At 36.7% G+C, this 26,236-nt stretch carries 26 protein-coding genes and 2 other annotated features; of the genes, 5 read left to right on the forward strand and 21 right to left on the reverse strand.

Going from position 1 to position 26,236, the window contains the following annotated elements; translation table 11 throughout:
• The first annotated feature begins 171 nt into the window (after positions 1-171).
• The 3 genes from MHH59_RS21800 to MHH59_RS21810 all read left to right on the forward strand — a co-directional run bounded on the left by MHH59_RS21800 (position 172) and on the right by MHH59_RS21810 (position 5,709).
• Entirely contained in the window at positions 172-2,919 is a 2,748-nt protein-coding gene (locus MHH59_RS21800) for a S8 family peptidase (protein ID WP_078177916.1), read from the forward strand.
• 70 nt (positions 2,920-2,989) lie between these two features.
• Positions 2,990-3,218: a binding site (T-box leader), on the forward strand.
• Between the two features lie 51 nt (positions 3,219-3,269).
• Positions 3,270-3,497 (forward strand) — a binding site (T-box leader).
• Between the two features lie 162 nt (positions 3,498-3,659).
• Positions 3,660-5,414 carry an aromatic amino acid hydroxylase gene (locus tag MHH59_RS21805; protein WP_078177917.1) on the forward strand — a complete coding sequence of 585 codons (1,755 nt, stop codon included), beginning with the start codon at positions 3,660-3,662 and terminating at the stop codon, positions 5,412-5,414.
• Entirely contained in the window at positions 5,395-5,709 is a 315-nt protein-coding gene (locus MHH59_RS21810) for a 4a-hydroxytetrahydrobiopterin dehydratase (RefSeq protein WP_002167644.1), read from the forward strand. Before MHH59_RS21805 ends, MHH59_RS21810 begins: the two co-directional genes overlap by 20 nt.
• A gap of 16 nt (positions 5,710-5,725) precedes the next feature.
• Here MHH59_RS21810 and MHH59_RS21815 read toward each other — a convergent pair whose 3' ends face one another.
• Together MHH59_RS21815 and MHH59_RS21820 are read right to left on the reverse strand one after the other, a co-directional pair.
• The gene (locus tag MHH59_RS21815; protein WP_050000293.1) at positions 5,726-6,583 is read right to left on the reverse strand and encodes a VOC family protein; all 858 of its coding nucleotides are present in this window, start codon (positions 6,581-6,583) and stop codon (positions 5,726-5,728) included.
• 21 nt (positions 6,584-6,604) lie between these two features.
• Positions 6,605-7,009: a DoxX family protein gene (locus MHH59_RS21820; protein ID WP_002015248.1), complete on the reverse strand. Its 405-nt coding sequence runs from the start codon at positions 7,007-7,009 to the stop codon at positions 6,605-6,607.
• Positions 7,010-7,165: 156 nt separating this feature from the next.
• On the opposite strand from MHH59_RS21820, the gene MHH59_RS21825 reads away from it, so the two are divergent.
• Complete coding sequence (locus MHH59_RS21825) at positions 7,166-7,711, forward strand: helix-turn-helix domain-containing protein (RefSeq protein WP_340852321.1); 546 nt, start codon at positions 7,166-7,168, stop codon at positions 7,709-7,711.
• 39 nt (positions 7,712-7,750) lie between these two features.
• On the opposite strand, the gene MHH59_RS21830 is transcribed toward MHH59_RS21825, so the two are convergent.
• From MHH59_RS21830 to MHH59_RS21890, 13 genes are all read right to left on the reverse strand, one after another.
• Entirely contained in the window at positions 7,751-8,128 is a 378-nt protein-coding gene (locus MHH59_RS21830; RefSeq protein WP_002129189.1) for a MaoC/PaaZ C-terminal domain-containing protein, read from the reverse strand.
• A gap of 110 nt (positions 8,129-8,238) precedes the next feature.
• The gene (locus tag MHH59_RS21835; RefSeq protein ID WP_002129190.1) at positions 8,239-8,697 is read right to left on the reverse strand and encodes a GNAT family N-acetyltransferase; all 459 of its coding nucleotides are present in this window, start codon (positions 8,695-8,697) and stop codon (positions 8,239-8,241) included.
• Positions 8,698-8,755: 58 nt separating this feature from the next.
• A complete protein-coding gene (locus MHH59_RS21840; RefSeq protein WP_002129191.1) occupies positions 8,756-9,283 on the reverse strand; it encodes a GNAT family N-acetyltransferase in 528 nt (175 codons plus the stop codon).
• A 294-nt stretch (positions 9,284-9,577) separates the two neighbouring features.
• The gene (locus tag MHH59_RS21845; RefSeq protein ID WP_078177919.1) at positions 9,578-9,973 is read right to left on the reverse strand and encodes an ankyrin repeat domain-containing protein; all 396 of its coding nucleotides are present in this window, start codon (positions 9,971-9,973) and stop codon (positions 9,578-9,580) included.
• Positions 9,940-10,758, reverse strand: coding sequence for an ABC transporter ATP-binding protein (locus tag MHH59_RS21850; protein ID WP_002129193.1), 819 nt, complete (start codon positions 10,756-10,758; stop codon positions 9,940-9,942). The genes MHH59_RS21845 and MHH59_RS21850 overlap by 34 nt, the downstream gene beginning before the upstream one ends.
• On the reverse strand, positions 10,745-11,773 hold the full coding sequence (locus MHH59_RS21855; RefSeq protein ID WP_078177920.1) for a FecCD family ABC transporter permease: 1,029 nt from the start codon (positions 11,771-11,773) through the stop codon (positions 10,745-10,747). The genes MHH59_RS21850 and MHH59_RS21855 overlap by 14 nt, the downstream gene beginning before the upstream one ends.
• A gap of 5 nt (positions 11,774-11,778) precedes the next feature.
• Positions 11,779-12,726 carry an ABC transporter substrate-binding protein gene (locus MHH59_RS21860; RefSeq protein WP_201052991.1) on the reverse strand — a complete coding sequence of 316 codons (948 nt, stop codon included), beginning with the start codon at positions 12,724-12,726 and terminating at the stop codon, positions 11,779-11,781.
• A 147-nt stretch (positions 12,727-12,873) separates the two neighbouring features.
• A complete protein-coding gene (locus MHH59_RS21865) occupies positions 12,874-13,110 on the reverse strand; it encodes a YrhC family protein (RefSeq protein WP_002034123.1) in 237 nt (78 codons plus the stop codon).
• Between the two features lie 126 nt (positions 13,111-13,236).
• On the reverse strand, positions 13,237-15,840 hold the full coding sequence (gene adhE, locus MHH59_RS21870) for a bifunctional acetaldehyde-CoA/alcohol dehydrogenase (RefSeq protein WP_201056931.1): 2,604 nt from the start codon (positions 15,838-15,840) through the stop codon (positions 13,237-13,239).
• Between the two features lie 259 nt (positions 15,841-16,099).
• A complete protein-coding gene (locus MHH59_RS21875) occupies positions 16,100-17,233 on the reverse strand; it encodes a bifunctional cystathionine gamma-lyase/homocysteine desulfhydrase (protein WP_002143204.1) in 1,134 nt (377 codons plus the stop codon).
• A gap of 3 nt (positions 17,234-17,236) precedes the next feature.
• Positions 17,237-18,160, reverse strand: a complete 924-nt coding sequence (locus MHH59_RS21880) for an O-acetylserine dependent cystathionine beta-synthase (protein ID WP_201056932.1) — start codon at positions 18,158-18,160, stop codon at positions 17,237-17,239.
• A gap of 82 nt (positions 18,161-18,242) precedes the next feature.
• On the reverse strand, positions 18,243-18,938 hold the full coding sequence (gene mtnN, locus MHH59_RS21885; RefSeq protein ID WP_340852330.1) for a 5'-methylthioadenosine/S-adenosylhomocysteine nucleosidase: 696 nt from the start codon (positions 18,936-18,938) through the stop codon (positions 18,243-18,245).
• Between the two features lie 14 nt (positions 18,939-18,952).
• Complete coding sequence (locus MHH59_RS21890; protein WP_002015267.1) at positions 18,953-19,591, reverse strand: class I SAM-dependent DNA methyltransferase; 639 nt, start codon at positions 19,589-19,591, stop codon at positions 18,953-18,955.
• Positions 19,592-19,728: 137 nt separating this feature from the next.
• Between MHH59_RS21890 and MHH59_RS21895 the strand changes: the two genes are divergently transcribed.
• Complete coding sequence (locus MHH59_RS21895) at positions 19,729-19,944, forward strand: YrzA family protein (protein ID WP_002015268.1); 216 nt, start codon at positions 19,729-19,731, stop codon at positions 19,942-19,944.
• A gap of 36 nt (positions 19,945-19,980) precedes the next feature.
• Here the strand turns inward: MHH59_RS21895 and MHH59_RS21900 are convergent, their stop codons facing one another.
• The 6 genes from MHH59_RS21900 to MHH59_RS21925 form a co-directional block, all read right to left on the reverse strand.
• A complete protein-coding gene (locus tag MHH59_RS21900) occupies positions 19,981-20,631 on the reverse strand; it encodes a YrrS family protein (protein WP_002138429.1) in 651 nt (216 codons plus the stop codon).
• Positions 20,632-20,747: 116 nt separating this feature from the next.
• Positions 20,748-22,502 (reverse strand): peptidoglycan D,D-transpeptidase FtsI family protein, encoded by a 1,755-nt coding sequence (locus MHH59_RS21905; protein WP_002129205.1) that lies wholly within the window; start codon positions 22,500-22,502, stop codon positions 20,748-20,750.
• A 92-nt stretch (positions 22,503-22,594) separates the two neighbouring features.
• A complete protein-coding gene (greA, locus tag MHH59_RS21910) occupies positions 22,595-23,071 on the reverse strand; it encodes a transcription elongation factor GreA (RefSeq protein WP_078213491.1) in 477 nt (158 codons plus the stop codon).
• Between the two features lie 276 nt (positions 23,072-23,347).
• Complete coding sequence (gene udk, locus MHH59_RS21915) at positions 23,348-23,986, reverse strand: uridine kinase (protein ID WP_002015274.1); 639 nt, start codon at positions 23,984-23,986, stop codon at positions 23,348-23,350.
• Between the two features lie 17 nt (positions 23,987-24,003).
• Positions 24,004-25,284 carry a peptidase U32 family protein gene (locus MHH59_RS21920; RefSeq protein WP_002015275.1) on the reverse strand — a complete coding sequence of 427 codons (1,281 nt, stop codon included), beginning with the start codon at positions 25,282-25,284 and terminating at the stop codon, positions 24,004-24,006.
• A gap of 18 nt (positions 25,285-25,302) precedes the next feature.
• Positions 25,303-26,232 (reverse strand): peptidase U32 family protein, encoded by a 930-nt coding sequence (locus tag MHH59_RS21925; RefSeq protein WP_078177925.1) that lies wholly within the window; start codon positions 26,230-26,232, stop codon positions 25,303-25,305.
• Positions 26,233-26,236 lie beyond the last annotated feature (4 nt).

The following is a 26,236-nucleotide window of genomic DNA, read 5'->3' on the forward strand; positions in this document are numbered from 1 at the left end:
TTTAGCTATTCGACATAATCCCAAAAAATTTCCCAAGAAATTTTCAATTCAAAGAGGATTGGTATGAATTATGTCGAATGGATAGTTTAGCCAACATCCGTACCTATAATTAACGATAAAAATGCAATATTTATTTTCGGAAAATTAGCACTTTTATTAGGGGGAGTTTCAATGAAGAAAACTACATCAACACTATTAAGTATGGCGCTCGTCTTTTCGAGCTTTGGAGCATTAAGCGCCCATGCTGAATCACTGCAAAAAGAGAAGCAATTTAGTCCACATTTAAAAGCAAATATTGAACAATGGGGAGAAAACAAAATCGCGCAAAATGTTGAAACAAAAACATCAAAAGAAATTTCAGTTATTGTAGAATTGCAACATGCTCCACTCGCTTCACAAAGTAACATTCAACATGCTCCGGACCTACAAAATAGCAATGTGCAATCATACCATGCACAACTAAAAAAAGCACAAGAGGATACAACAAAGAAAATAAAAGAAAAAGCACCGAAAGCAACCATAAAAGAAACGTATAGTACGTTATTTTCTGGATTTTCTATTTCTATCCCAGGGGATCAAATTGCCGCTCTAGCTTCTTTACCTGAAGTAAAAGCAATTTATCCGAACTTAACATATAAATTACATGAAACGTCAAAAAGCCTAGCAGATCAAGAAACACCAAACGTAGGAGGCCCTACAGTTGGTGCACCTGAAGCTTGGAATTTAAAAGATCCAACTGGTATACCCCTTGATGGGAAAGGGATGAAAGTCGCTATTATCGATTCAGGTGTCGACTATACCCATCCTGATTTACAAGCAAATTATATCGGTGGCTATGATACAGTCGATGAAGATAATGATCCGATGGATGGAAATGTCCACGGTACCCATGTTGCTGGAATTATTGCGGGTAACGGAAAAATAAAGGGGATTGCTCCGAATGCTTCTATACTCGCTTACCGTGTCATGAATGATGGTGGTACCGGTACGACCGATGATATTATTCAAGGTATTGAGCGAGCTATTCAAGATGGTGCCGATGTTTTAAATCTATCTCTTGGTCAAGATTTGAATGTACCTGATCAACCTGTAACAATGACGTTAGAACGCGCAGCAAAACTTGGTGTTACTGCAGTCGTCTCAAATGGAAATGATGGACCAAAACCTTGGTCTGTTGACGCTCCTGGTAACGCAAGTAGTGTCATCTCTGTTGGTGCATCTACTGTTTCTATTCCATTTCCAACATTCCAAGTAGCTGGTTCCAATAAATCTTACCAAGGATTACCGTTATCAAAATCAGATTTCCAAGTAGGCAACGATGCTCAGCTTGTATATGTTGGCTACGGTAATTCAAGTGATTACGCTAAACAAGATGTGAAAGGTAAGTTCGCCCTTGTTTTACAAGGAACTTCAAGCACGTTAGTAAAAGCAGAACAAGCGAAACAAGCTGGCGCTCTTGGCGTGCTACTAATTTCTAACGAAAAAGAAATTAATCTTATGCCCGAATATTTTGTACGTGAAGATGTAGCTCTTCCAGTTATGCAACTATCAAATACAAATGGCGAAGAGTTAAAAACTTTAATTACAAAACGAAAGAAAAATATAAAAATTGGACAACCAAAGCAAACAGAACTTATTGGTAACTTTAGTTCAAGAGGACCATCACAAGGTAGTTGGCTAATAAAGCCTGATATTGTTGCACCTGGAGTACAAATTACTAGTACAGTGCCGAGAGGTGGCTATGAATCTCACAACGGAACAAGTATGGCTGCGCCACAAGTGGCGGGAGCCGTTGCCCTGCTGCGTCAAATGCATCCTGATTGGACGACAGAACAATTGAAAGCAGCTCTTGCCAACACTGCAAAAACATTAAAGGATGTCAATGAAAATACATATCCTGTCATGGCACAAGGATCTGGTTTAATTAACATTCCAAAAGCAGCCCAAACAGATGCATTAGTGAAACCTAACAATGTAAGTTTCGGTCTTATTAAACCTAATAGCGGCAAAGTGAAGTTAACACAAAATATTACATTACAAAATCTTTCTAACAAAAAGAAAAACTTTTCAACTCGCATTGAATTACTAGATACAAAAACAAAAGTCCAGACTTCTTTCTCTTCTTCTATTAGTGTGAAACCTAATAGTAACATCGAAAAGCCTTTTACTATTAATGTAGATAGCTCCTTACCACAAGGTGTATATACGGGAAATCTATATGTGAAAGAGCAAGGTAAGACTGAAGAAATGCGTATTCCATTTACGTTTAGCATTGATCCGAAAGAATACAAACGTATTGATGGTCTTGAAATCGTTAATTCTACTTTTAGTCCAAATAATGATGGAATACTAGATGACAACCTGATCAATTACTATTTAGTTACACCAGTGGAGGATGTAACATTTCACGCTAATTTAATTACGAAAGACCGTGTAACATATCAAGGCATGATACATCAAGGTAAAAACGAAACACCTGGTTATAAATCTTTCAAATGGAATGGTACGAAAACCGACGGATCTCCTCTACCTGATGGCTTATACCAAATCGAAGCTGTTGCTTCTAACTCTGGTGGAGAAACGAAACAGACAGGAGCTGTGTTTGTCGATCGTACTGCACCGAAATTATCGTCTGAAGTAGATCAAGAAAACCTCGTAATTAGAGGTAAAGTAGATGATATACTTTTGGATTGGATGGCAGAATCCGGATGGGTTGCTCCAGGACATCCCGTAACGATACAGTATGAAATTAACGGAAATGGAGCATGGGAAAGTGCATACCTAAATCCTTGGGAGAAAAACTATGAAATTTATTTCGATCGTAGTCAATTACAACAAGGAAAGAATACAATTCATATTGTAGCAACCGATGCAGCTGGAAATAAATCTAATTTAAACGTCGATTTAGAAGTGAAATAATAAAATTATTGTTGACAAGCTTTTAAATATAGTTTTATAATACAAAACATAGTTTAGTTGAACGAATTATATATCGGCTTTGAAGGAATACTAGTAGCGACTTATATCCCTGTCTCAGAGAACTGATGGTTGGTGCGAATCAGTACATATACAAGCGTGAATTACAATTCTGGAGCTTCTTTCCCGTAATGCTTTTTATGCATGAAGAGAAAGACGGATCTTTCCGTTATCTTAAAGTAAGTGGTAAACAATTAATTGTTTACAAATAGGGTGGTACCGCGATTTTTATCGTCCCTATCGGATTTTCCGATAGGGGCTTTTTTGCGTCCTTCCCTTTTAAATAACTTCATATATACGCGTTGAAAGAATCGCAGTAGTATCTTGTATCCCTGTTTCAGAGAGCTAATGGTCGGTGGGAATTAGCACATATATAAGTACGAATTACAATTCTGGAGCTTCTTTTTCGTAGTGCTTTTATGCATGAAGGAAAAGACGGGATTTTTCCGTTATCATTAGTTGAGATGTAAGTATATTTTCACTTACAAATAGGGTGGTACCGCGATTTTTTCGCCCCTATCGGATTTTCCGATAGGGGATTTTTCTATTTCTCACGCAAACAGTTGTTAAAGAATTTCGAATGTTATGATAAAATTTTATAAGCGCTTACAATTCTGAAAGGAGGTGGTACAAGCTATACAAAACTGGTATTCATTTTTATAGAGAAAAAGGAGGACGTCTAAATGACAAAGAAAAAAGAAATTCCATCACATTTAAAACCATTCGTATCCACACAGCATTATGATCAATACACACCGGTGAATCACGCTGTTTGGCGTTACATTATGAGACAAAACCATAGCTTCTTAAAAGATGTTGCTCATCCATCCTATGTTAACGGACTACAATCATCTGGTATTAATATAGATGCAATTCCAAAAGTAGAAGAAATGAATGACTGTTTAGCACCAAGCGGCTGGGGTGCCGTAACGATTGACGGACTTATTCCCGGCGTCGCATTCTTCGATTTTCAGGGGCATGGATTACTACCAATCGCAACAGATATTCGTAAAGTAGAAAATATCGAGTATACACCCGCTCCTGATATCGTTCATGAAGCTGCAGGCCACGCACCGATTTTGCTTGATTCTACATATGCAAAATATGTGAAACGCTTTGGACAAATTGGAGCGAAAGCTTTCTCCACAAAAGAAGAACATGATGCTTTTGAAGCCGTTCGTACATTAACGATCGTAAAAGAAAGCCCTACTTCTACACCTGAAGAAGTTACAGTTGCTGAAAATGCTGTAATCGAAAAACAAAACTTAGTTTCTGGTTTATCAGAAGCAGAACAAATTTCACGTTTATTCTGGTGGACAGTGGAATACGGCTTAATAGGCAATATAAATGATCCGAAAATTTACGGTGCTGGTCTCCTTTCCTCTGTCGGTGAAAGTAAGCATTGCTTAACAAACGCTGTAAAGAAAGTCCCATTCTCAATTGAAGCTTGCACCGGGACAACTTATGATGTAACAAAAATGCAACCACAGCTATTTGTTTGTGAATCATTTGAAGAATTGACTGAGGCCCTTGAGCAGTTCTCTACAACGATGGCATTTAAAACAGGTGGAACAGAAGGATTAGAAAAAGCAATCCGCTCCGAAAATCATGCTACAACTGAGCTAAGTAGTGGATTACAAATTACGGGTACATTTACAGAGACAATTAAAAATGATACTGGTGAAGTTATTTACACACGAACAAGCTCACCAACTGCATTAGCAATTCATAATAAACAACTAGCAAATCATTCTACATCTGTGCACAGCGATGGATTCGGGACACCAATCGGATTACTAGATGGAGATATTGCATTAGAAAATTGTACAGAAGAACAATTACAATCATTAGGCATTACAATTGGAAGCAGTGCAGATTTTACTTTTGCAAGTGGCATTCATGTAAAAGGAACAGTAACAGACATTGTAAAAAATGATAAAAAAATTGCTCTTATCTCCTTTATAAATTGTGCAGTTACTCATAAAGATCGCTTATTATTTGATCCTTCATGGGGAGCATTTGATATGGCTGTCGGCTCACAAATCACTTCTGTATTCCCAGGAGCGGCAGATGCGGCTGCATTTTTCCCGATGAATGAAGAAGTACAAGAAACGCCTGATCCACTTGTACTGAATAAGCTTGAACGTATGTATCAAACAGTTCGAGATATACGTAACGATAGTATTTTACACGATACTCATACTGATCAATTAATAGCTATTCAAGAAGTATTAAATAAATTTCATCCGAAAGAATGGTTGCTTCGTCTTGAAATTTTAGAATTGCTTTTAGAACATAACAAAGGACACGAAGCATCAGCAGCATTATTACAACAACTTTCTACTTTCACAACTGAAGAATCTGTAACACGTCTTATTAACAATGGTCTTGCGTTACTGCAGGTAAAGGATGTGAAAAATGATGCTACGATTAACTAATGAAGAAGTACAAGAGGAATTAACAAAGCTGGATAAATGGACAGTGAAAGATGAAAAATGGATTGAAAGAAAATATATGTTTTCCGACTACTTAAAAGGAGTCGAATTTGTCTCTGAAGCCGCCAAACTATCAGAAGAACATAATCACCACCCATTTATCCTTATCCAGTATAAAGCAGTCATTATTACTTTGTCATCATGGAATGCAAAAGGTTTAACGAAACTAGATTTTGACCTTGCAAAGCAATTTGATGAACTATTTTTACAAAATGAAAAAGCTATTATAAGAAAGTGAAAAAAGAGAAGCCTTTTTAGGCTTCTCCTTTCACTTTAAAATGTATACAATGTCCAAACGGATCCTTGGCCTGTAATATTCCATCTTTATACGTAGCAACTACGCCAATATATTTTAAACTTTCACACACTTGCTCTTTTTGTTTTTCATCTGCTAGTACAATTGTGAAATATTTCAAACCAACGGAATTTGGCATTTGTGGTGGTATACCTTCACCCTGCCATGTATTTAAACCGACATGGTGATGATAACCACCTGCTGATACGAACAACGCTCCATTACGAGCTGGAATCGTTACATCAAAACCAAGGCCATCAACATAGAAATGTTTCGCTTCTTCTAAGTCAGCTACATGTAAATGAATGTGCCCCATCACAGTACCAGCCGGGAACCCATTCCATGTACTTCCTTGCTGTAATAATCCTTCGCCGTCTAACGGGTTACTAACAAATGGTAGCTCTCCATTTTCATCATGCCAAACTTCTTTTTGGCGATCATGATAAATTTCAATCCCGTTTCCATCTGGATCAGCTAAATAAAGAGCTTCACTAAAGTAATGGTCAGCCCCACCATGTAATGGGTGTACTCTCTCAACAAAATGACGAAGAATATTTGCTAAGTCTTGTCTGTTTGGTAATAAAATTGCATAGTGATATAAACCAGTTCGACCTCTTTGCTTCGGAAGAGCGTCTTCCTTTTCTTCTATTATGAGAAGTGGCTCATTGTCCTCATTACCAAACGTAACGATTGTACTTTTTTCTTCCAGTACCTTCATACGCAATACTTCTGTATAAAACTCTAGCGATTTCTTTAAATTTGATACATATAAATGAACAACCCCAAGTGTTGTTTCGGGATGAAGTGGAAAGCCCATTTTGTTATACCCCCATTTTAATTAATTCTTCTTTAACATTTTCTCTTTTAAGAAATTATCTACAAAACCATTAGCTTTCGCAACAAATAAGTAAGCACCCATCGCTAATAATGCAAGTTCTAACTCAAATCCAGGATTTTTCCCGTCTCCTAACAAACCAGCTGACCATTTTACTTTCACAATCGCTCCAACCATAACAAGTGCAAATAATAAGCCAATATACCTTACGCCTAAACCTAGAATTAACAATAGACCTCCAACTAATTCAACTGTTGCTACACCGTATGCAAGTCCTCCTGGTAAACCAATGCTTGTAAACCACCCTGCAATATTGTCAATTCCTGATTGGAATTTTGTTAAACCGTGCATAAAGAACGTTACCCCTAACACGATACGAATAATTAAGTTACCAATATGTTGATTCATTTCTTTCTCTCCTTTATAGTTTTGTTATACAAAACTTTTATTTACATTACAAAACATACACTAATTATTTTTATTCGTCAATTCATTTTTCATGAGAAAAAATATTTTTTTTTTGCTATGATACAAATAGTTGTTTACAAAAAGGAGCATGATTTTATGAATATCGGTTCTGCGATTCGTGAAATTCGTCAACGTAGAGGAATTACGATTGCCCAAATTTGTGAAGGAACAGGTCTTTCTAAAGGCTTTATGAGTCAGGTTGAAAACAATAAAACATCACCATCTATCCCAACTTTAGAAATGATCGCTAATTTTTTAAATGTCCCCCTTCCATATTTATTGTTAGAACAAAAAGATCGTTTGAAAATTGTAAAAAAAGAAGAGCGTAAATACAGTGTGTATGGAAAAGATGAACAAAGAATTGAGCATGTTGCGGAGCAAGGTGGTCTCCGCCTATCTCTAGTAGAAATTTCTGCCGGATTCCCGAAAGAAAACTCACCAAATGCTCATGAAGGTGAAGAGTGTCATCTTGTATTACGCGGAAAACTAGAAGTTCAACATGGAGAAGATATTGCGATTGTAGAAGAAGGTGATTCTTTCTCTTGGAATGCATGCGTTCCTCATATTGTTCGCAATATAGGTGAAGAATCTGCATTATTACTTATCTCTAGTCATGCGGAAAATCGAAAACGTGTTTACTAAACGATAAAAAAGAAGCCTGTTTCGTAACAGGCTTCTTTTTTATCCCCTTATAATTCCATAACTCGTCCCAACTAGTACGGTCTTTTCATGTTGATTGCGATAAACTGACTCAATTGAAACTTTTTTATATCCTTCCATTTGCTCAATATTTGTTAAAGTTAATTCACAAGTAACCGTATCCCCTGTAAAAACTGGTCTAATAAACTCACTTACTAATTCCCTCGCTATGTAATGTAACTCTTCGCCTACTTTCGTCCCAATGCTAGCAGTCAATAAACCATGGACCATTAATCTTCCATTCTCATCATATTCCATATGATGTCTACCTTTATCGCCTGTAATATTTGCAAATTCAAAAACTTCTTCCTCGGTAAATCTTCTTTCGTATTTAAATATATCCCCAACTTTTACATTCATTTTTATCCCCCGTTTAATAAACTGAATTTTCTTTTATTTTATCACAAAATGAGTCTCAGTTCAGTTTATATTATTAAAATAGCAATCCTTTTTCTTTATTACCTTATAAGTTATCGATGCCCTTCCTCTTTGGCCACTTGATACCCATAGTACGCACATGTTCCATTTCTTGATAACTCTCTTACTTCAAAATCACAACTTCTATAAAAATCAAAATTGTTAGCGGACGTATGCGCAAACCAATCGCCATGCGGAAGCTTTTGTAAACAAAGAGCTACAAGTTTCTTACCTAACCCTTTCCCCCTATACTCACACTTCACAACTAAATTTACTATGTTAGCAACCATGATTTGATCAGAAATCACTCTAACCATCGCGACCATTTCTTCTTCATCCCAAATTGTGAAAGCCCATGTTGAATTTTCAAATGCAATCGTAAACTTTTCAATTTGCCAAGAAGGGATATTATCATTACTCCAGCCAGCATCTTCAAATAATGTCTTAATCGCATATGCTGGCACTCCATTCGTTCCTTCACGAATAATTAATCCATTATGATAAATATACATGTAATCCCTCCCTTTATTTTTTATATACCATTCTCCAAAAAATGCAATTCACCTTTTTTCATCCAACCCGCTTAATGGAATAAACGAGAACTTCCATCTCATGAAATGAAGTTGTTTTCTCATAACTAAGCCCTGTTTTTCTAGCAACAAATATTGAAGCTGGGTGGTTCGGATTAATAAGTGAAATTAATTTATTCATTTGTAATGCTTGAAAACCATAGTCTCGAAAAGCCGCCGCAGCCTCTTTCGCATACCCTTTCCCCCAATATTTAGGAAGTAGCCAATAGCCAATCTCAATTTCCTCTTTTCCATCTACCTTCTGCTTGACAAGTCCTGCATGACCAATTCTTATCCCTGTTTCCTTTTCAATCATTACAAATAAACCGAGACCATTTTTATAATTTGGAAGTACCCTCTCCTCCAAACTTTTTTTACATTGCATAAATGTTTTTAACGTTCCATTTCCAATATAGCGCATTACCTTCTCATCCCCCCATAAAGAAGCATAAAATGGTAAATCATCCATTGTATATTTGCGAAATTGTAAGCGATCTGTATGGAACACTCTTTTATTCACTCCCATCATTTTGAACCTCATTACATAACAACATATTTCAAACTACGTAAGTGTTGAATAATTCATATCAAGAAAGTTACCAAAAAGAAAGAAAATTCAATCTTATAAAAGTGTATTATATCAAAAAAAAGCAGTAGACAAAAGAGTGTCTACTGCATCCATATCATAACTAGTATAAAGAAAACTACAATTGAGGGGGTGTAGGATTTTCAAATATACTAGATACTTATCCCGTTCTAACGGGCGGTAAACCTTCCAATCCTTTGAGTGGAAAGTTTACCGCACATAAGAACTTTGCGGTCATTAAGAAAGCACTGTTAAGTACTCAAATACACGCTGAGCTTTTTCTCCACCCATTCGTGCATGTTGAAGAAGAGAGATGCCATGTGGGCCAGATGCACGTAATGCTTCTGGTTGTGCTACTAAAATGGCTTGTACGACTTCAAGTTCACCCAGCATAGCTGCTGCAAAAATATCCATCCGAGCTCCCTTTTCCAGTAAATAAAGAGCAATATCTTTACGGCCTACATGGGCCGCTGCTCCTAAGGCACTTTCCCAATCTGAGCCACCCCAATTATAAGAAGCATGAAGTAAGCTCGATGATTCGGCCAAAAGCTCCTGTACTCTTTCTAGATCTCCGTGAGCTGCCATAACAAATTCTCTTACTAACTCAGTGGTAATACGCTCGTCTGTTTGCATCTCTCTTCTCCCTTTTCACAAATTCGTTTCGGTGTAAAAAATGGCTTGTCACTCCCTTGGAATATATCAACTTCAATTCCAAATACACGCTGAAACATTTGATGACATAGTACTTCTTCTGGTACGCCATCATACTGAATCTTCCCTTGTTTTAATACGAGTAAACGATCGCTATATTGAGCCGCTTGATTAATATCATGTAAAACCATTACAATCGTCATACCAAACTCTTCGTTTAATCGTTTAACAAGTTCCATTACTTCTAACTGATGGACGATATCTAAAAAGGTTGTTGGTTCATCTAATAGTAAGACATTTGTGCGTTGTGCAAGCGTCATTGCAATCCAAGCACGTTGCCTTTCTCCTCCTGATAAGGATTGTAAAAGACGATATTCATACCCTTCAAGCTTTGTAACAGACAATGCCCAATCAACAATTTCTTCATCTTCTTTATTTAAGCGACTACTCCATGATTTATGAGGACCTCTTCCGAACTCTATTAGTTCTTTCACTGTTAAATCTAATTGATGATCGTGCATTTGTGGTAACATCGCTAATTGCTTCGCTACATCTGCACTCTTCATCGTATAAATATTTTCCCCATCTAAAATGATGTCTCCTTCGCTTTGTTTAAGTAGCCGTGCTATTAAACGAAGCAAAGTAGATTTCCCCGATCCATTCGGGCCGATTAAACTAACGATTTCTCCAGCTTTAATATGTACATTCATATTTTGCATTTGAAATCTTTCAGAATGTGCGTAAAACACTTTGTTAACGGAAATCACGTTGTTTTCCTCCTCTATGGATTAAATATAAGAAGAACGGACCACCTAAGAAGGACAATAAAATACCAACAGGCAATTCGATTGGATCGAACCAACTTCGAGCTATCGCATCCGCAAAAACAAGTAATATCCCACCGCCAAGGCATGATAATGGCAGTAAATATTTATAGTCATTTCCAACTAATAAACGTAACATATGCGGTACAACAAGACCGACAAATCCAATAAGACCAGAAACACTAACTGCTATTCCAGCTAACATTGTACTTACTACTATTAAATAAAATCGACTTCTTTCCACGTTATACCCTAATAATTTTGCCATTTCATCCCCAAGCATTAATACTCGAATATGTTTAATACCGAAGAAAGCTAATATAATAGCGAATATCGCATAGTAAATAATCATATTTAAATGTGCCCAACTAACACCACCAATACCACCAGCTAACCACGGTAAAACTGATTGTACTTTGTCGCTATGTAATAACATTAGCGCTGAAGTCGCTGCACCAATTAATGCGTTTATTGAAACACCTACTAATACAATTCGTGAAGGTGGCGCCCCCTTTTGCCATGATAGTGCGTAAATGACCATTGCTGTAATAAAAGCTCCTAAAAACGCTCCTAGTGGTAAGAATGCCATATGTTGAGGAAATAAAATCATGATTATAATTGCTACAAGACCTGCTCCTGATGAAACTCCGATAATTCCAGGATCTGCAAGAGGATTTCTCATAACCCCTTGCAATAATGCTCCTGATGCAGCTAAACACGTTCCTACTATAAAACCAACGAGCACTCTCGGTATACGAAGATCCCATACAATTCGATGAACTGTCGAACCTTCATCTTGTATACCTTCTATAATGTCTCGTAAAGAAAAAGATAAGCTCCCTGCAAAAAGGCCATAAAAAAGACCTAGAACAGTTAATACGACTAAAGTAACTGTTATTATCCACCTTTTTCTCGCAAAAGGATGTTCCTTTTCTCTTAATATTTCACTACTCTCCATACTTATCATTTCCTTACATCTTGTATACTTTTATACATAAAGTCCATCGCTTCTGTAACTTTTGTCCCAGGATTTGATCCAAATAAATCTGGTGGTAAAATAACTACACGATTTTGTTTTACTGCATCTAAATTTTTCCATGCTTCATTTTTCATCATTTCGCCTTCAAATGCTTTTTTCACACTATTGGGATCTCCATGTGTAATTAAATAAATCACATCTGGATTTGCTTCAATAATACGTTCTACACTTAGCTGTGCATATTGCGGATACTCTTTCATTTCTGGAAAACTAGCTGCGATATTTTTCCCGCCTGTTTTTTCTAAAATATCCCCTGATAGAGATGTTGGTAATGCTGCTAAATAAGTGCCTGGTGCTCCATAAACTAGCAACGCTTTAACGTCACTCTTTTTCTCATATTTCTTCATTTGATCATTAATTTTTTTGTTAAGCTCTTTTGCTTTATCTTCTTTCTTCATTACTGTTCCATACATTTCAATACCCTTTTGAATATCTTTTACAGAGTTGGCTGAAGAAATGATTACTTTTGTTCCTTGTCCTTCGACCGTTGGAATGTTCTTTTGGAATCCATTGTTAGCAACAAGTACATCCGGTTTTAAACTAGCAATTTGCTCAAAATTCGGTTGATGTGCATTCCCGATTACTTGTGCTTTCTTTAATTCCTCTGGGAGAGTTAATTTTGTATCCGGACGACCTACTATTTTTCCACCTAAAGCATGAATAATATCCATGTCTCCCATACTCAACGTAGCAAAACTTTCAGGAACTTTATTGAATGTTATCTTTCTGTCTGAGAGATCGGTAATTTCGATTTTGTCTGTTCCTTTGTCTGTTTTTGTTGCGGATGCTTTTTCGTTTTCTTTTGCACTGCAACCTATTAATAAGAAAAAAATAGATAAGATCGCTGTGAACAGCGTAATAGATTTGTTCATTCTTTCACCTCTAATTGATAATAATAATCATTAACTACTATTCTACTTTAATTGATAAGGATTATCATTGTCAATATGAAACGCATACATTTTCTACAAAAATGAAAAAACGCTACAAAAAGATTTCTTCTTTTCGTAGCGCCCTATTTAACAATTTTCTTCATATTCGCTCTCCTCTAATTGATCACGCATCGTTCTAACACGCTTAAAGAAGAAAAAAGCAAGAACTAAAAATACAATAATACTCCCCATCATAACAAAAGACTGTACCATACTTTTTATTCCACTTGGAATTAATAAACCGATCATTAAAAATGTACTTATAGCTAAAAGTACTTGTGCAAACCGGGTATAATCTGCTATTTTTTCTTGTAATTCTTTCATCTGCTTATCACTCCCATCCTCACTTTATCACATTCTATCAAGCTTAAAGACAAGTAAATAGAACCAATCTGGGAGATGTTTTCCAAAGTAAAAAAGAGCCGCTTACTCGCGGCTCTTTTTTATCTATTATACGCCTTTATATGCTTCCATATAGATTTCTTTCAGCTCTGAAATGAGCGGTAATTTTGGATTAGCTGTTGTACATTGATCTTCAAAAGCTCTTTCTGCTAATAATCCAACAACCCCTTCAAATTGGTCTTTAGCAACTCCTTGTCCTGCAATACTCATATTTATATTTAAGCTTTTTCCAAGCTCAATAATTGCTTGGACGAGTGATTCCACACCTTCCGCTGTTGAGCTTGCTGGAAGCCCGAGCATTCTCGCAATATGTGCATAGCGTTCATCAGCCACAAAGTGCTCATATTTTGGGAACAATGCGTGTTTTCTTGGCTTAATAGCATTATAGCGAACTACGTGCGGCATAAGAATTGCATTCGCACGTCCATGCGGAATATGGAATTCCGGTCCAATTTTATGTGCTAAACTATGATTAATACCTAGGAAAGCATTTGCAAATGCCATCCCTGCGATTGCGGAAGCATTATGCATTTTTTCTCGTGCTTCTTCATCATTTCCATCTTTATATGCTCTCGGTAAATATTTAAATACGAGATCAATTGCTTTTAATGCTAAACCATCAGTATAGTCATTTGCCAGAACAGACACATACGCTTCAATTGCATGTGTTAATACGTCCATACCAGTATCTGCCGTCACATGAGGTGGTACTGTCATTACAAATTGCGGATCAACAATCGCTACATCTGGTGTTAATTCATAATCCGCAAGCGGGTATTTAATATTATTTTTCTTATCTGTAATAACCGCAAATGGCGTCACTTCTGATCCCGTCCCTGATGTTGTTGGAATGGCAACAAATTGTGCTTTATTTCCCAAGCTTGGATACTTACATGTACGTTTTCTTATATCTAAAAACTTCTGTTTTATTCCATAGAATGTCGTTTCTGGGTGCTCATAGAATAGCCACATCCCTTTTGCTGCATCCATAGCTGAACCGCCACCAAGCGCGATAATTACATCTGGTTTAAAGCTTTTCATCATGTCCGCACCTTTAAATACAGTTTCATCTGATGGATCTGGCTCAACTTCAAAGAAAACTTCAACTTTCACATCATTTGTATGCTTACGTAAATAGTGCGTAACTGTATCTACATAACCGTGCTCAACCATCCCTGGATCCGTTACAATAAATGCGCGGGAAATGTTAGGCATGTTTGCTAAATATGCTGTCGCATGTTTTTCAAAATAAATTTTGGGTGGTAATTTGAACCACTGCATATTCTTTTTTCTATTTGCCAACCTTTTTATATTTAATAAATGAGTCGCCGTTACGTTTTGGGAAACTGAGTTTTTCCCGTAGGAGCCACAACCAAGCGTAAGTGATGGAATAAATCCATTATATATATCACCAATTCCACCTTGTGATGAAGGTGCATTTACAATGAGACGGCAGGCTTTCATACGTAACCCAAATTGTTTTTGTACTTCTTTATTTGTAGAATGGATAACCGCTGAATGCCCTAGGCCACCAAGCTCTAACATTTCTTCGCAATATATAAATCCTTCTTCTAATGAATTTGCTTTTACACAAGCTAACACTGGGCTCAGTTTCTCACGAGATAGTGGATACGCTGCTCCGATGCCTTTAATTTCAGCTACAAGCATTTTTGTATGTTCAGGTACAGTAATTCCTACTAATTCAGCAATATACTGTGCTGATTTCCCAACAATATCACTATTTACTGCACATGTATTTTCATTAATAACAAGCTTTTCTAATTTCTTTCTCTCTTCCTCTGTTACAAAATAACAATTATTTGCAATCATTTCTGCTTTAACATCATTATAGATTTCCTTATCTACAATGATAGCTTGTTCTGACGCACAAATCATACCGTTATCAAATGTTTTCGATAAAATCAAATCATTAACAGCACGTTTTACATGTGCCGATTTCTCTATATAACATGGTACATTACCTGGCCCTACACCTAGCGCCGGTTTACCAGTAGAATAAGCCGATTTCACCATACCAGCCCCTCCAGTTGCTAGAACGAGTGCGACACCATCATGGTTCATTAATTGTTTCGTTGCTTCCACAGAAGGTCTTTCAATCCATTGAATACAATGCTTTGGTGCACCAGCTTTCACTGCTGCATCATATACTGTTTTTGCCGCTGCAACGGAACAGTTTTGTGCAGAAGGATGAAATGCGAAAATAATTGGATTTCTCGTTTTTATCGCGATTAATGCTTTAAACATTGTTGTCGATGTTGGGTTCGTTACTGGCGTTACCCCAGCTACTACACCGACAGGTTCTGCGATTTCTATTATTTCTTCATGAGGATCTTCATGAATAATTCCTACCGTTTTATCTTTCTTTATACTATGCCAAATATATTCAGTGGCAAAAATATTTTTAATGCATTTATCTTCATATACGCCACGGCCCGTTTCTTCAACAGCCAACTTCGCAAGCGGCATATGTTGATCGACACCCGCAAGCGCCATTTCATGAACAATGTTGTCAATTTGCTCTTGTGTAAAACTTTCTAATGCTTGTAAAGCTTTTTGACCGTTATCTACTAACGTATCAATCATCTCTTTTACCTCTTGCATTTCATTTACAACTTTCTCTTTGACTACCATGTAAATTTCCTCCTATTCTGCTATTCTGGACTTTATAAGTCCCTATAGGTCATAAAAAGTCCCGATTAGCGTAAAAAAATAGAGTTACCTTCCTACATGAATCCCATTGATTGTGAAACATTTTACAAGTTTGTTCGTGAATAACATTTCATGAATTCAATATACATGAAATCATTTCATTTGTGTATGTCTAATTTGTGAAATATTTCACAAATCAATATAATAAAATGCACTGCTCTATATTAGCAGTGCATTTTTATTATGCTAGTGCTTGTGCCAAATCTTCAATTAAATCTTCTCCATCTTCAATACCAACAGAGATTCGAATTAATGTATCTGTAATTCCTAATTCTTTACGGCGATCTGCTGGGATTGATGCATGTGTCATTTGTGATGGAATCGAAATTAAACTTTCTACTGCTCCTAAGCTTTCAGCAAGTGTAAAGTACTGTAACTTCTCAAGTATTCTATTTAATGTTTCTTCACTATCTACATCGAATGAGATGATTGCACCAAATCCGTTCGCCTGTTCTTTTGCTAATTCATGATTTTGATGTGATTCAAGACCTGGATAATATACTTTATTTACTTTCGGATGGTTATTTAAAAACTCAGCAATTGCGCGTGAATTTATTTCATGCTCCTCCATACGAATTCCTAATGTTTTTAAACCACGAAGTAGTAAGAAGCTGTCTTGTGGTCCAAGAATACCTCCTGTTGAGTTTTGTACGAAATGAAGGTCTTCTGCTAGTTGCGGGCTATTTACAGCTACTAGGCCTGCAACTACATCACTATGCCCACCTAAATATTTCGTTGCACTATGAAGTACAATGTCTGCTCCTAAAGAAATTGGCGACTGCCAATATGGCGTCATGAATGTGTTATCAATAATTGTTAATAAATCGTTTTCTTTAGCAAGAGCGGATATTTTCTTAATATCAGTAATTTTCAGTAATGGATTCGTTGGTGTTTCCACATAAATCGCTTTCGTATTTGGGCGAATTGCTTCTACAACTTCCTCTAGGTTTGTTGTATCTACAAATGTATGCTCAATGCCGAAACGGTTTAGTACTTTTGTAATAACGCGATACGTACCGCCATAAACATCATCTGTTAAAATGACGTGATCTCCTTTTGAGAATAGCATAATAGTTGCTGTAATAGCTGCCATCCCTGAACCAAATGCAAATCCAGCATGACCATTTTCTAACACTGCAATCATTTCTTCTAAAGCTGAACGAGTTGGATTACCTGTTCGTGAATATTCATATCCTTGATGCTTACCAACTGCTTCTTGTTTGTACGTACTCGTTTGATATATCGGCACGTTTACAGATCCAGTTGAAGGTTCTCCTATGCGAATACCATGAATTAACTTTGTCTTTGCTCTCATTTTTTATTCCCATCCTTTGTATATGTCTTTACTTAAATAGCGCTCACTACTATCAGGAAAAATCGTTACAATATTCGTACCTGGTGCTGCGTTTTCTGCCTCAAGTAAGCTTGCATGAAATGCCGCTCCTGAAGAGCTTCCAACGAGAAGGCCTTCTTTTTGCGCTAACTCTTTCACTCGTAAAAATGCATGTCGATCAGAAATTGTATGAATTTCATCAAAATAAGATGTTTTTAAAAATGGCGGGATGAATTCAAGACCAATCCCTTCTGTTTCATGTGAACCAGCTTTACCACCATTTAAAATAGATCCTTCTGGTTCTACAATAACCGTCTTAATATCAATGTTTTTCTCTTTTAAATAAGACGCAGTTCCCATAAACGTACCGCCAGTTCCTGCCCCTGCAACAAATATGTTAATTTCTCCATTCAATGCATCCCAAAGTTCAGGACCTAATGTTTTGAAATAAGCACGAGGGTTTGCTTCATTCGCAAACTGACTTGGAGAGTATGAATTCGGTATTTCATTTACTAATTCTTTTGCCTTTGCAATTGCGCCGGTCATTCCTTGCTCAGTCGGTGTATGCACGACCTTTGCACCTAGTGCTTTCATTATTTCTTGTTTTTCAATACTAAATTTCTCTGGTACACAAACAATAACGCGTAAATCATGTTCTAACGCTGCAAGTGCCAGTCCAATGCCGGTATTTCCAGCCGTCGGTTCAATAATTGTTCCGCCCTCTGCAACAAGCCCTTTTTCTAGCGCATCTTCAATTAATTCTCTTCCTAAACGATCCTTAACGCTTCCGCCTGGGTTGTAAAATTCAAGCTTTGCAAATAAACGGACTCCTTTCGGAAGTGAAAAACGAGTAATTTCTACGATTGGTGTATGGCCAATCAACTCATGAACTCCACGATATACATTCATCGTGTTCTCCCCCTTATTTGCCAATAAAGAAAAGGCAACTGTATGTATTTTCTTTATATGAGACAGTTGCCTTTTTGTTACATTACTTTAACTCTTCTAGTACTTTTACGATAAAGTTTGTAGAATGAAGAGCTGCTTGATCTAAAAATTGATCAAATGAAACATTTGATTCTTTACCAGCAATATCAGAAAGTGCACGAATAATAACAAACGGAACTTCATATTGGTGGCATACTTGCGCAACAGCTGCTGCTTCCATTTCTACTGCATAAAGATCTTTAAATTTATCACGAATTGCTGCAACACGGTTCGGATCACTCATAAATGAATCACCTGTTGCAATCATACCTTTTACGACTTGAATATTTTCTTCTGCCTGCATACATTTCTCAGCTAATGCAACTAATGCCTCATCAGCTTTAAATCCAGGTGGCATTCCTGGCACTTGACCATATTCGTAGTTAAATGCTGTTACATCTACGTCATGGTGACGAACTTCTGTTGAAATAACTACATCACCAACATTTAGAGAGTGATGGAATCCACCAGCTGAACCAGTATTAATTACTTTTTCAGGCTTATATTTTTCTAATAAAATTGTCGTTGACATCGCTGCATTTACTTTACCAATACCAGACTTTAGCAAGATTACTTCATTTCCTGCCAATAGCCCTTTCGTAAATTCACAACCTGCAACAGTTTCTGTTTCTGCTTGTTCTAGTTTGTCACGTAAAATACGTACTTCTTCTTCCATTGCTCCAATTACAGCAATTCTCAATCTAATCCCTCTTTCTATTGCTTAGTTGCCTCCATTACCCAAACGAAATGATTTAATCTCGTAAACGTTACGTGGAAGCCATTGTTTTCAAAAATAGATTGCATGATCGGAATACGTGTATAGTATTCTGTTTGCAAATCGTTTGCTAACTGATGAAAACCTCTTTGTTTTGCTACTTCGACAGTTTTATCATATGCATCTTGATCTGCAAATATCGTATCAGCAAACACTATTTTACCACCTTTGTTTAGCAATTGACTATACTTCGCAATTGCTACGTCTTTTTCTTCATCTATTAAATGATGAAATGCGTAAGTGCTCACAATAGTATCGATTGAATTTGGGACTTCAAATGAAAGAAAATCACCCTCTGTAATTGAAAATTCTTTTGGTAATTTCTCTTTTGCAATAGTACGCATTTCGCGTGACGGTTCTATACCGTAAACTGTGCGACCAGCAAGTAATAATTTATTTGTTAAATTGCCAGTACCAACACCAAATTCTAATACGTTGCCAAATGACTTGTTAACTACATCCTCTAAAATGTCCTCATAATGGGCGAAAACTTCTTTATATTGTATATCTTCGCCTTGTACAAATGAGTCGTACGTATGAGCCCATTCATCAAATAAACCATTAAATTCTGTTCCCATAAAAATTCCCCTTTTTCTTATCGGTTTTATCAGTATGATATTCTCTCTTTCTAAAAATGTCAATTGAAATGTACGTAGTATTTCCTTCTTTTCTTTGTTACACTATAGGTGATTATCATAGGAGAGGGGGCATCTTCGTGTCATTTACCTTTGAAATGTTAGAAGATAAAGTAGAATTTTTCGAGGCTGCAAACTTAGTTTCTCTAGAAAAAAAAATTAACGAACAAATTGATAATAATAAAGCACTTATGCTCGAAGTTCATCATATTTCTCACCAAATGATTATGGATCCTGAAAGCAAAAGACCTTATTATAGTGCGGTTGTTCATTTTAAATTAAAGAAATTACGCTAACTAAAAAAAGAGAGGCTCTTAAGAGCCTCTCTTTTTTTAGTTTAGAGTTTGAACGAGTACTGGTTTCCAGCCCTCATTGTCTACCCAATCAATATTCACATAATATTTTTTACCTGATTGTTTATCTTGTACGTTACCGTAAGCTTTATTCTTACCGTTATTTCCAATTCTATGGATAACTAATTGATTTACTGGAACGTCAATTGCAGCTGAAATCGCTTGATTCATCTCATTCCAATCTGCTGTACCTTTTTTAAACGTCATCGCAGGTGTTGCACCTTGCTCTGTACCTACTGGCTTCCAAGAAGATTTCGTATAAGCATCTGTTGCCTGTGACTGTGTTTTTTCAGCTGGTGCTTTCTCGTTAGCTTTCGCTTCTTCTTCAGCTTTTTTCTTTTCTTCCTCAGCCTTTTGCTTCTCTTCTTCTTCCTTCTTCTTAGCCTCTGTCTTATCTTGCTCATTCTTCTTCGGCTCTTCTTTACCTTTAGCTTTCTCAGCTTTATTCTCTTTTGTTGTTTGCTGAGCTACCTTTTTATCATTAGAAGACGCTTGCTCTTTTGTGTCAGGAACAAACAATTGATATGCTACAATAGCTACTGCTACTAATACAATAGCGATTGCAATATTTAAAACACCGTTTTGACGACGTTTTTGTTGTTTCTGTTGGAATCTAGATCCTCCTGCCATTCTTCAAACCTCCATGCAGTTTTTCATACTTGCTATTGTAACATTAAATCTAGAAAGGTTGAACATTTACAATAATATTTTCACGAAATGAAAACATTTCATAAATAATTGCAAGATTACTTTTCAATTTCTAATTGATGAATTGCCTCTACCATTTCTGCAAAAACTGGTGTGACTACATTTTCATTACTATCTGTTTCTATATCAACTACAACTAAAGCATATCTTGGGTTTTCATATGGAAAATAACCTGCAAACCAGCGATTCACCCTCTCTCCTTTTCCTGTTTGTGCCGTCCCAGATTTTCCAGCGACAGTTAGTGGCAACGAACGGAATGCGGTTCCCGTTCCTTTCTCCATCGTTACAACGGCTCTTAACAACTGTTGTAATTTTTTCATCGTTTCATAAGAAAGCTGTTTCCCATTTAATTTATGATTTTCAAATGTAAAAAAATCGGTTCCATTTTTATACACTATTTTTTTCACAGCTTTCACTTCCATCTTCTCTCCACCTCTAGCAATTGTCGCCATCATATTCGCTATAGCTAGAGGTGACACACGTACATCTTTTTGTCCGACCATCGTTTGAGCAATCGCTTTTCTACTATCTTTATTTTCTTCGCTTCCCCAAATAATAGCACTCTTTTCTTCTGGCAATTGCTCAAATTCTGGTGTATGAAATACCGAACCTTTCCAACCTACCTTCTCACGTGCTCCTAAGGCCTCTAAATACGTTTCTAACACTTCCCTATCCTTTTGCATTAGTTCACCACCTAATACGGCAAACGTTCGATTACAGCTTCTAGCAAAGCTTTCCTTAAAGTTTAATGACCCCATCATAACTTGTGGAAGATTTTCACCGTATAAATCCGTATTACAGTTAAATGTACGATTAAACCGCACCAAATTCTCATCAATTCCTGCTGCTGCAACTACTGTTTTAAAAACAGACCCCGGAAAATGAGGAATTAACATTTGATTTTCAAGTGTAGCTTTATATATCCTCCTATCATTCATCTGTAAAGAAGGCCTACTTACCATTGCTACAACTTCACTATTCTTTATGTCTAGTAATACTAACCCACCTTTTTTTATTCCGTTTTCATCTATAATCTTCTCTGCTCGTCGTTGCAACGTTTTATGTATTGTTGTTTGAATAGTAACTGGATAAAATGGATTTCCTGGTGAAGTGTATTTCGCCTGCTTCCCAAAAATCGGTTCTCCTTGTCGATCCACTTGATATAGTACTTTCGCTTCTCCATCAGTCAGTAAAAATTCATCAAATGATTGTTGTAATCCAGAAATACCAATTGGCGTTTGTTTCGAAGTTTTTTTCATTTCTCCATAACGCTTTTGAAATTCCTGTTCATTCTCTCCCACATCACCAATTAAATGATCTGCCTCTCCCATTTGCTTCAGTCGAACTTCTGCTGCTACAATACCTAAAATATCTAATTCATTTACCTTCTTCATCTGCTCGAGCGTTAATTGAAATGGGGTATTCTCCCTTCGTAATATAAATGCTTGATTCTTATTTTTCATTTGCAGTCTTATCTCTTGTCTCGACACACCAATGATATGCGCAATTTTCTCTAACATGTCATTTTTTATTTGTAAAAATGGAAAAACAATTAAGACTGGATATTTCTCTTCACCAATTTCCTTACCATTTCGATCTGTAAAATGCCCTCTTCCATTATCTACTGTAAGTGATTGTGTTCGTTGCGTAACACTTTTTTCAATCAGATTGATATTTCGGTCAGTAAATGATTCCGTATCTATAATCTGTATTTGGATTAAACGACAAAGTAATAAAAAAATCACACCCATAAAACAAATTAAAACAATTATAATTCTCCGTTTCATTTTCATAAAAAACACCTCGTCTATTGTAGTTTAGACGAGGTGTTTCACCTTTTATACAAATAAAAAATCACTCGTTTTTACACGAGTGATTTTTTACGTTATTTTACAGAGATAATCTCTACTTGCATTTCTCCACCTGGTGTTTGGATTGCTACCTTCTCACCAATTTGCTTACCTAATAAGCTTTTTGCGATTGGAGAATCGTTAGAAATTCTCCCTTCAAATGGATCGGCTTCTGCGCTACCTACGATTATGTACGCTTCTTCGTCTCCACCTGGTAACTCTTTAAATATTACTGTTTTACCTAATGTTACAACTGTAGACTCTTCACCATTGTCTTCAATGATAACCGCATTACGAATCATGTTTTCAAGTTGTGTAATACGTCCTTCTACGAATGCTTGCTCATCTTTCGCTGCATCGTACTCAGAGTTCTCAGAAAGATCTCCGAAGCTACGTGCGATCTTAATACGCTCTACAACTTCTTTACGTCTTACTGTTTTTAATTGTTCAACTTCGTTCTCTAGTTTTTGCTTACCCTCTTGCGTCATAGGGTATGTTTTTTCTGTTGCCATGTTTTCCACTCCTTTTATATACCAATCCCCCGAAAAAAAGAGGAGTTCCATATGAAAACTCCTCCGCTTATATAGCGGAGGTTTCTAGCACACGTAGCACTAGTGGAGTTGTCACATACAACCCCTTATTCTCCAATTCTTCCTTATATAAAGAAGGTATGTATGGAAAGTTGATATAAATATGCCCTCACCTATTGGTAGGTGAGGTTTCATGTTTCATTGTATTCGATAAGAAGGGAAAAAATCCCTTCCTATCGTATATCTTTTACTATGCTATTACAAATTTACTTTTTGTTCAAGAATTGTTGCAATTTTTGTAACCATAATATCAATTGCAACATGGTTTTGTCCACCTTCAGGGATAATAATATCCGCGAATTTCTTAGAAGGCTCAATAAATTGATTATGCATTGGACGTACAACGTTTACGTATTGGTCGATAACTGAATCCATTGTACGACCGCGCTCTTCAATATCGCGCTGCATGCGGCGTAAAATACGAAGGTCTGCATCTGTATCAACGAACACCTTAATATCCATTAACTCACAAAGACGTGGGTCTTCTAAAATAAGAATTCCTTCTAAAATGATTACATCTTTCGGCTCAACTGGAATAATTTTTTCTGAACGCGTATGCAATGTATAGTCATATATAGGCTTTTCCACTTGCTCATATGCAAGCAACTGCTGCAAATGGTCAATTAACAAATCATTATCAAACGCTAACGGATGATCGTAATTTGTTTTTAAACGTTCTTCCATTGGTAAATGGCTTTGATCTTTGTAATAATAATCTTGCTCCAAGATTAAAATGGAATGACCTTTAAAATGGTCAAAAATCGCTTTCGTTACACTTGTTTTTCCTGATCCTGAACCACCAGCGATTCCAATTACAACAGGCTTATTCGTCCCCATTCGACTACCACTCTTTCTTATTGAAGTATGTTTTTGCGCATCATATTATTCACATACACTGGTTGATCCACTTTGAATTTCACGATTTGCAACGGATGTCTCGCTGCATCTAATTCGTTTCCATCCTCATCCCAAATTTTCTCCACCGTCTGCGTAAAGTTTTCTATTTCTGGCCCAAAGAACTCCACTTCATGTCCTGGTTTGAAGTGATTACGTTGCTCAAGCGTTACGATGCCCGTTTCTTCATTATAATCTAACACTAAACCAGCAAAATCATACGTTGTTTTCTTACTATGATTTCCAAACATTTGCTCTTGATGTCCTGGAACCCCTTCAAAGAATGCAGGAGCTGTATCACGATTTGCACATTTATCAAGTTCATCTAACCATTCTTGTTTAAACTCAAAGTTATCCGGATCCGCACAATACGCATCAATTACTTTACGATATACAGTTGCTACAGTCGCTACGTAATGGATAGATTTCATACGTCCTTCAACTTTTAAGCTATCAATTCCAATTTCAATCATTTTCGGAATTGATAAGATTAAATTTAAATCTTTTGGGCTCATCGCAAAGTGAGCATCTTCTTCTTGGAATAGAGGAAGCTCTTTTGCATCTTTATGTTGTGATACCGTTTGAACTAAATCATAATCCCAGCGGCAAGATTGACAACAACCACCACGGTTAGAGTCACGCGCTGTCATATGGTTACTTAATGTACATCTCCCTGAATACGCGATACACATTGCACCATGGACGAATGCTTCAATTTCAACATCAACTTTTTCTTTAATTTCTTTCATTTCTTCATAGCTTGCTTCACGAGCTAATACAAGACGATGTAAACCTTCTTCTTTCCAATACTGTGCTGCTTTCCAGTTGGATAGTGATTGTTGTGTACTTAAATGCACCTCAACAGAAGGCGCCACACGTTTACATGTCTCAATAATAAGCGGATCGGCAACGATAATTCCCGTTACGCCAGCTTTTTCAATCCCTTTTAAATATTCCTCTAGCCCATCCATATTTTCATTATGTGCAAAAATATTTGTTGTTACGTATATTTTTGCTCCATATTTCTTTGCAAATTCAACGCCTTCTGCCATGTCTTCCAGCGTAAAGTTACCTGCATTAGAACGAAGACCAAATTCTTGTCCACCTAAATATACAGCATCTGCCCCATAATGGATAGCTACTTTTAATTTTTCTAAGTTACCCGCAGGGATTAACAGTTCAGGTTTTTTCACAATAACGCGTTTGCCATCGATCACTCGTGAAATTTCTTGTACAGTCATTTCCTACACCCTCCTCGTTTAGTAAACCGTTTCTTTAAAGAAGAATCCTGTATCTAACGGACGATTTACCGGTTGTATTTCTTCTATCTCTTTAAATAAATCATCTTTCACGTCATAATACGCATCACGATCTTCTACACATAAATCAATCGCCTTACGATATTTCTTCGTTACCTCAATAATGTACTCAGAACTTTTTAGGACACCATCAATTTTTAAGCTATCGACTTCAGCATCGATTAGTTCCTCTAACTCATCGATGAAACAAATATCATTCGGACTCATAATGTGAGTACCATTTTCATCTTCATAAATTGGATATTTGTTATTACGTTCCGGGTCGTATAAGAACATATTCTCTTCATACTTTTTCTTTTCGATGTCGAGATTACGCCCTTGATACTCAAAGTAGTTTCCTACTAGTGAACGCTTCGATTGGAACATGCAAGTCATACCGTGAATTTGTACTTCAAGTTCCACTTCAGCATTTTCTTTTAATTCAGCAATTTCATCTAAGCTAAGCTCACGAGCTAATACAGCGCGTTTCGCTCCTCTTTGCCCCCAATAGTTACAAGTAAACCAGTTTGTTGCTGTCGTTTCTGTATTCCAGTGAAGTTGCATATTTGGTGCAACTTCACGAACAGCCATTAATACCGCTGGATCTCCGAAAACAATCGCATCTACATTTACCTCATTTAAAAAGGCAACATAGTCCGTTAATTCTTCTACTTTATCATTGTGGAACATCGCATTCATTGCAACGTATACTTTCACACCATTTTCATGCGCAATGTTTACAGCTTGTTTCACATCTTCACGTGAAAACTCTCCTGCCAAACGTAAACCAAACTTTTGTTCACCAACCATTACTGCATCTGCCCCTGCTTTCGCAAGAGGTTCAATATCCGCCACCGCTCTAGACGTTACTAACAATTCAGGTTTCTTCATACTT

The organism is Bacillus sp. FSL E2-0195, assembly GCF_038003645.1.
Classification (GTDB): domain Bacteria; phylum Bacillota; class Bacilli; order Bacillales; family Bacillaceae_G; genus Bacillus_A; species Bacillus_A mycoides.

Coding starts and splice junctions, on each gene's coding strand:
- MHH59_RS21860 (WP_201052991.1), bottom strand. CDS start 12,726: ATGAACAAATCTATTACGCTGTTCACAGCGATCTTATCTATTTTTTTC.
- adhE (WP_201056931.1), bottom strand. CDS start 15,840: ATGGTAGTCAAAGAGAAAGTTGTAAATGAAATGCAAGAGGTAAAAGAG.
- MHH59_RS21845 (WP_078177919.1), bottom strand. CDS start 9,973: ATGCAAACAGACGAGCGTATTACCACTGAGTTAGTAAGAGAATTTGTT.
- MHH59_RS21825 (WP_340852321.1), top strand. CDS start 7,166: ATGAATATCGGTTCTGCGATTCGTGAAATTCGTCAACGTAGAGGAATT.
- MHH59_RS21810 (WP_002167644.1), top strand. CDS start 5,395: ATGATGCTACGATTAACTAATGAAGAAGTACAAGAGGAATTAACAAAG.
- MHH59_RS21920 (WP_002015275.1), bottom strand. CDS start 25,284: ATGACTGTACAAGAAATTTCACGAGTGATCGATGGCAAACGCGTTATT.
- MHH59_RS21925 (WP_078177925.1), bottom strand. CDS start 26,232: ATGAAGAAACCTGAATTGTTAGTAACGTCTAGAGCGGTGGCGGATATT.
- MHH59_RS21805 (WP_078177917.1), top strand. CDS start 3,660: ATGACAAAGAAAAAAGAAATTCCATCACATTTAAAACCATTCGTATCC.
- MHH59_RS21820 (WP_002015248.1), bottom strand. CDS start 7,009: ATGAATCAACATATTGGTAACTTAATTATTCGTATCGTGTTAGGGGTA.
- MHH59_RS21880 (WP_201056932.1), bottom strand. CDS start 18,160: ATGAATGTATATCGTGGAGTTCATGAGTTGATTGGCCATACACCAATC.
- MHH59_RS21830 (WP_002129189.1), bottom strand. CDS start 8,128: ATGAATGTAAAAGTTGGGGATATATTTAAATACGAAAGAAGATTTACC.
- MHH59_RS21875 (WP_002143204.1), bottom strand. CDS start 17,233: ATGAGAGCAAAGACAAAGTTAATTCATGGTATTCGCATAGGAGAACCT.
- MHH59_RS21865 (WP_002034123.1), bottom strand. CDS start 13,110: ATGAAAGAATTACAAGAAAAAATAGCAGATTATACCCGGTTTGCACAA.
- MHH59_RS21800 (WP_078177916.1), top strand. CDS start 172: ATGAAGAAAACTACATCAACACTATTAAGTATGGCGCTCGTCTTTTCG.
- MHH59_RS21835 (WP_002129190.1), bottom strand. CDS start 8,697: ATGTATATTTATCATAATGGATTAATTATTCGTGAAGGAACGAATGGA.
- MHH59_RS21840 (WP_002129191.1), bottom strand. CDS start 9,283: ATGATGGGAGTGAATAAAAGAGTGTTCCATACAGATCGCTTACAATTT.
- greA (WP_078213491.1), bottom strand. CDS start 23,071: ATGGCAACAGAAAAAACATACCCTATGACGCAAGAGGGTAAGCAAAAA.
- MHH59_RS21900 (WP_002138429.1), bottom strand. CDS start 20,631: ATGGCAGGAGGATCTAGATTCCAACAGAAACAACAAAAACGTCGTCAA.
- MHH59_RS21855 (WP_078177920.1), bottom strand. CDS start 11,773: ATGGAGAGTAGTGAAATATTAAGAGAAAAGGAACATCCTTTTGCGAGA.
- MHH59_RS21905 (WP_002129205.1), bottom strand. CDS start 22,502: ATGAAAATGAAACGGAGAATTATAATTGTTTTAATTTGTTTTATGGGT.
- udk (WP_002015274.1), bottom strand. CDS start 23,986: ATGGGGACGAATAAGCCTGTTGTAATTGGAATCGCTGGTGGTTCAGGA.
- MHH59_RS21815 (WP_050000293.1), bottom strand. CDS start 6,583: ATGGGCTTTCCACTTCATCCCGAAACAACACTTGGGGTTGTTCATTTA.
- MHH59_RS21890 (WP_002015267.1), bottom strand. CDS start 19,591: ATGGGAACAGAATTTAATGGTTTATTTGATGAATGGGCTCATACGTAC.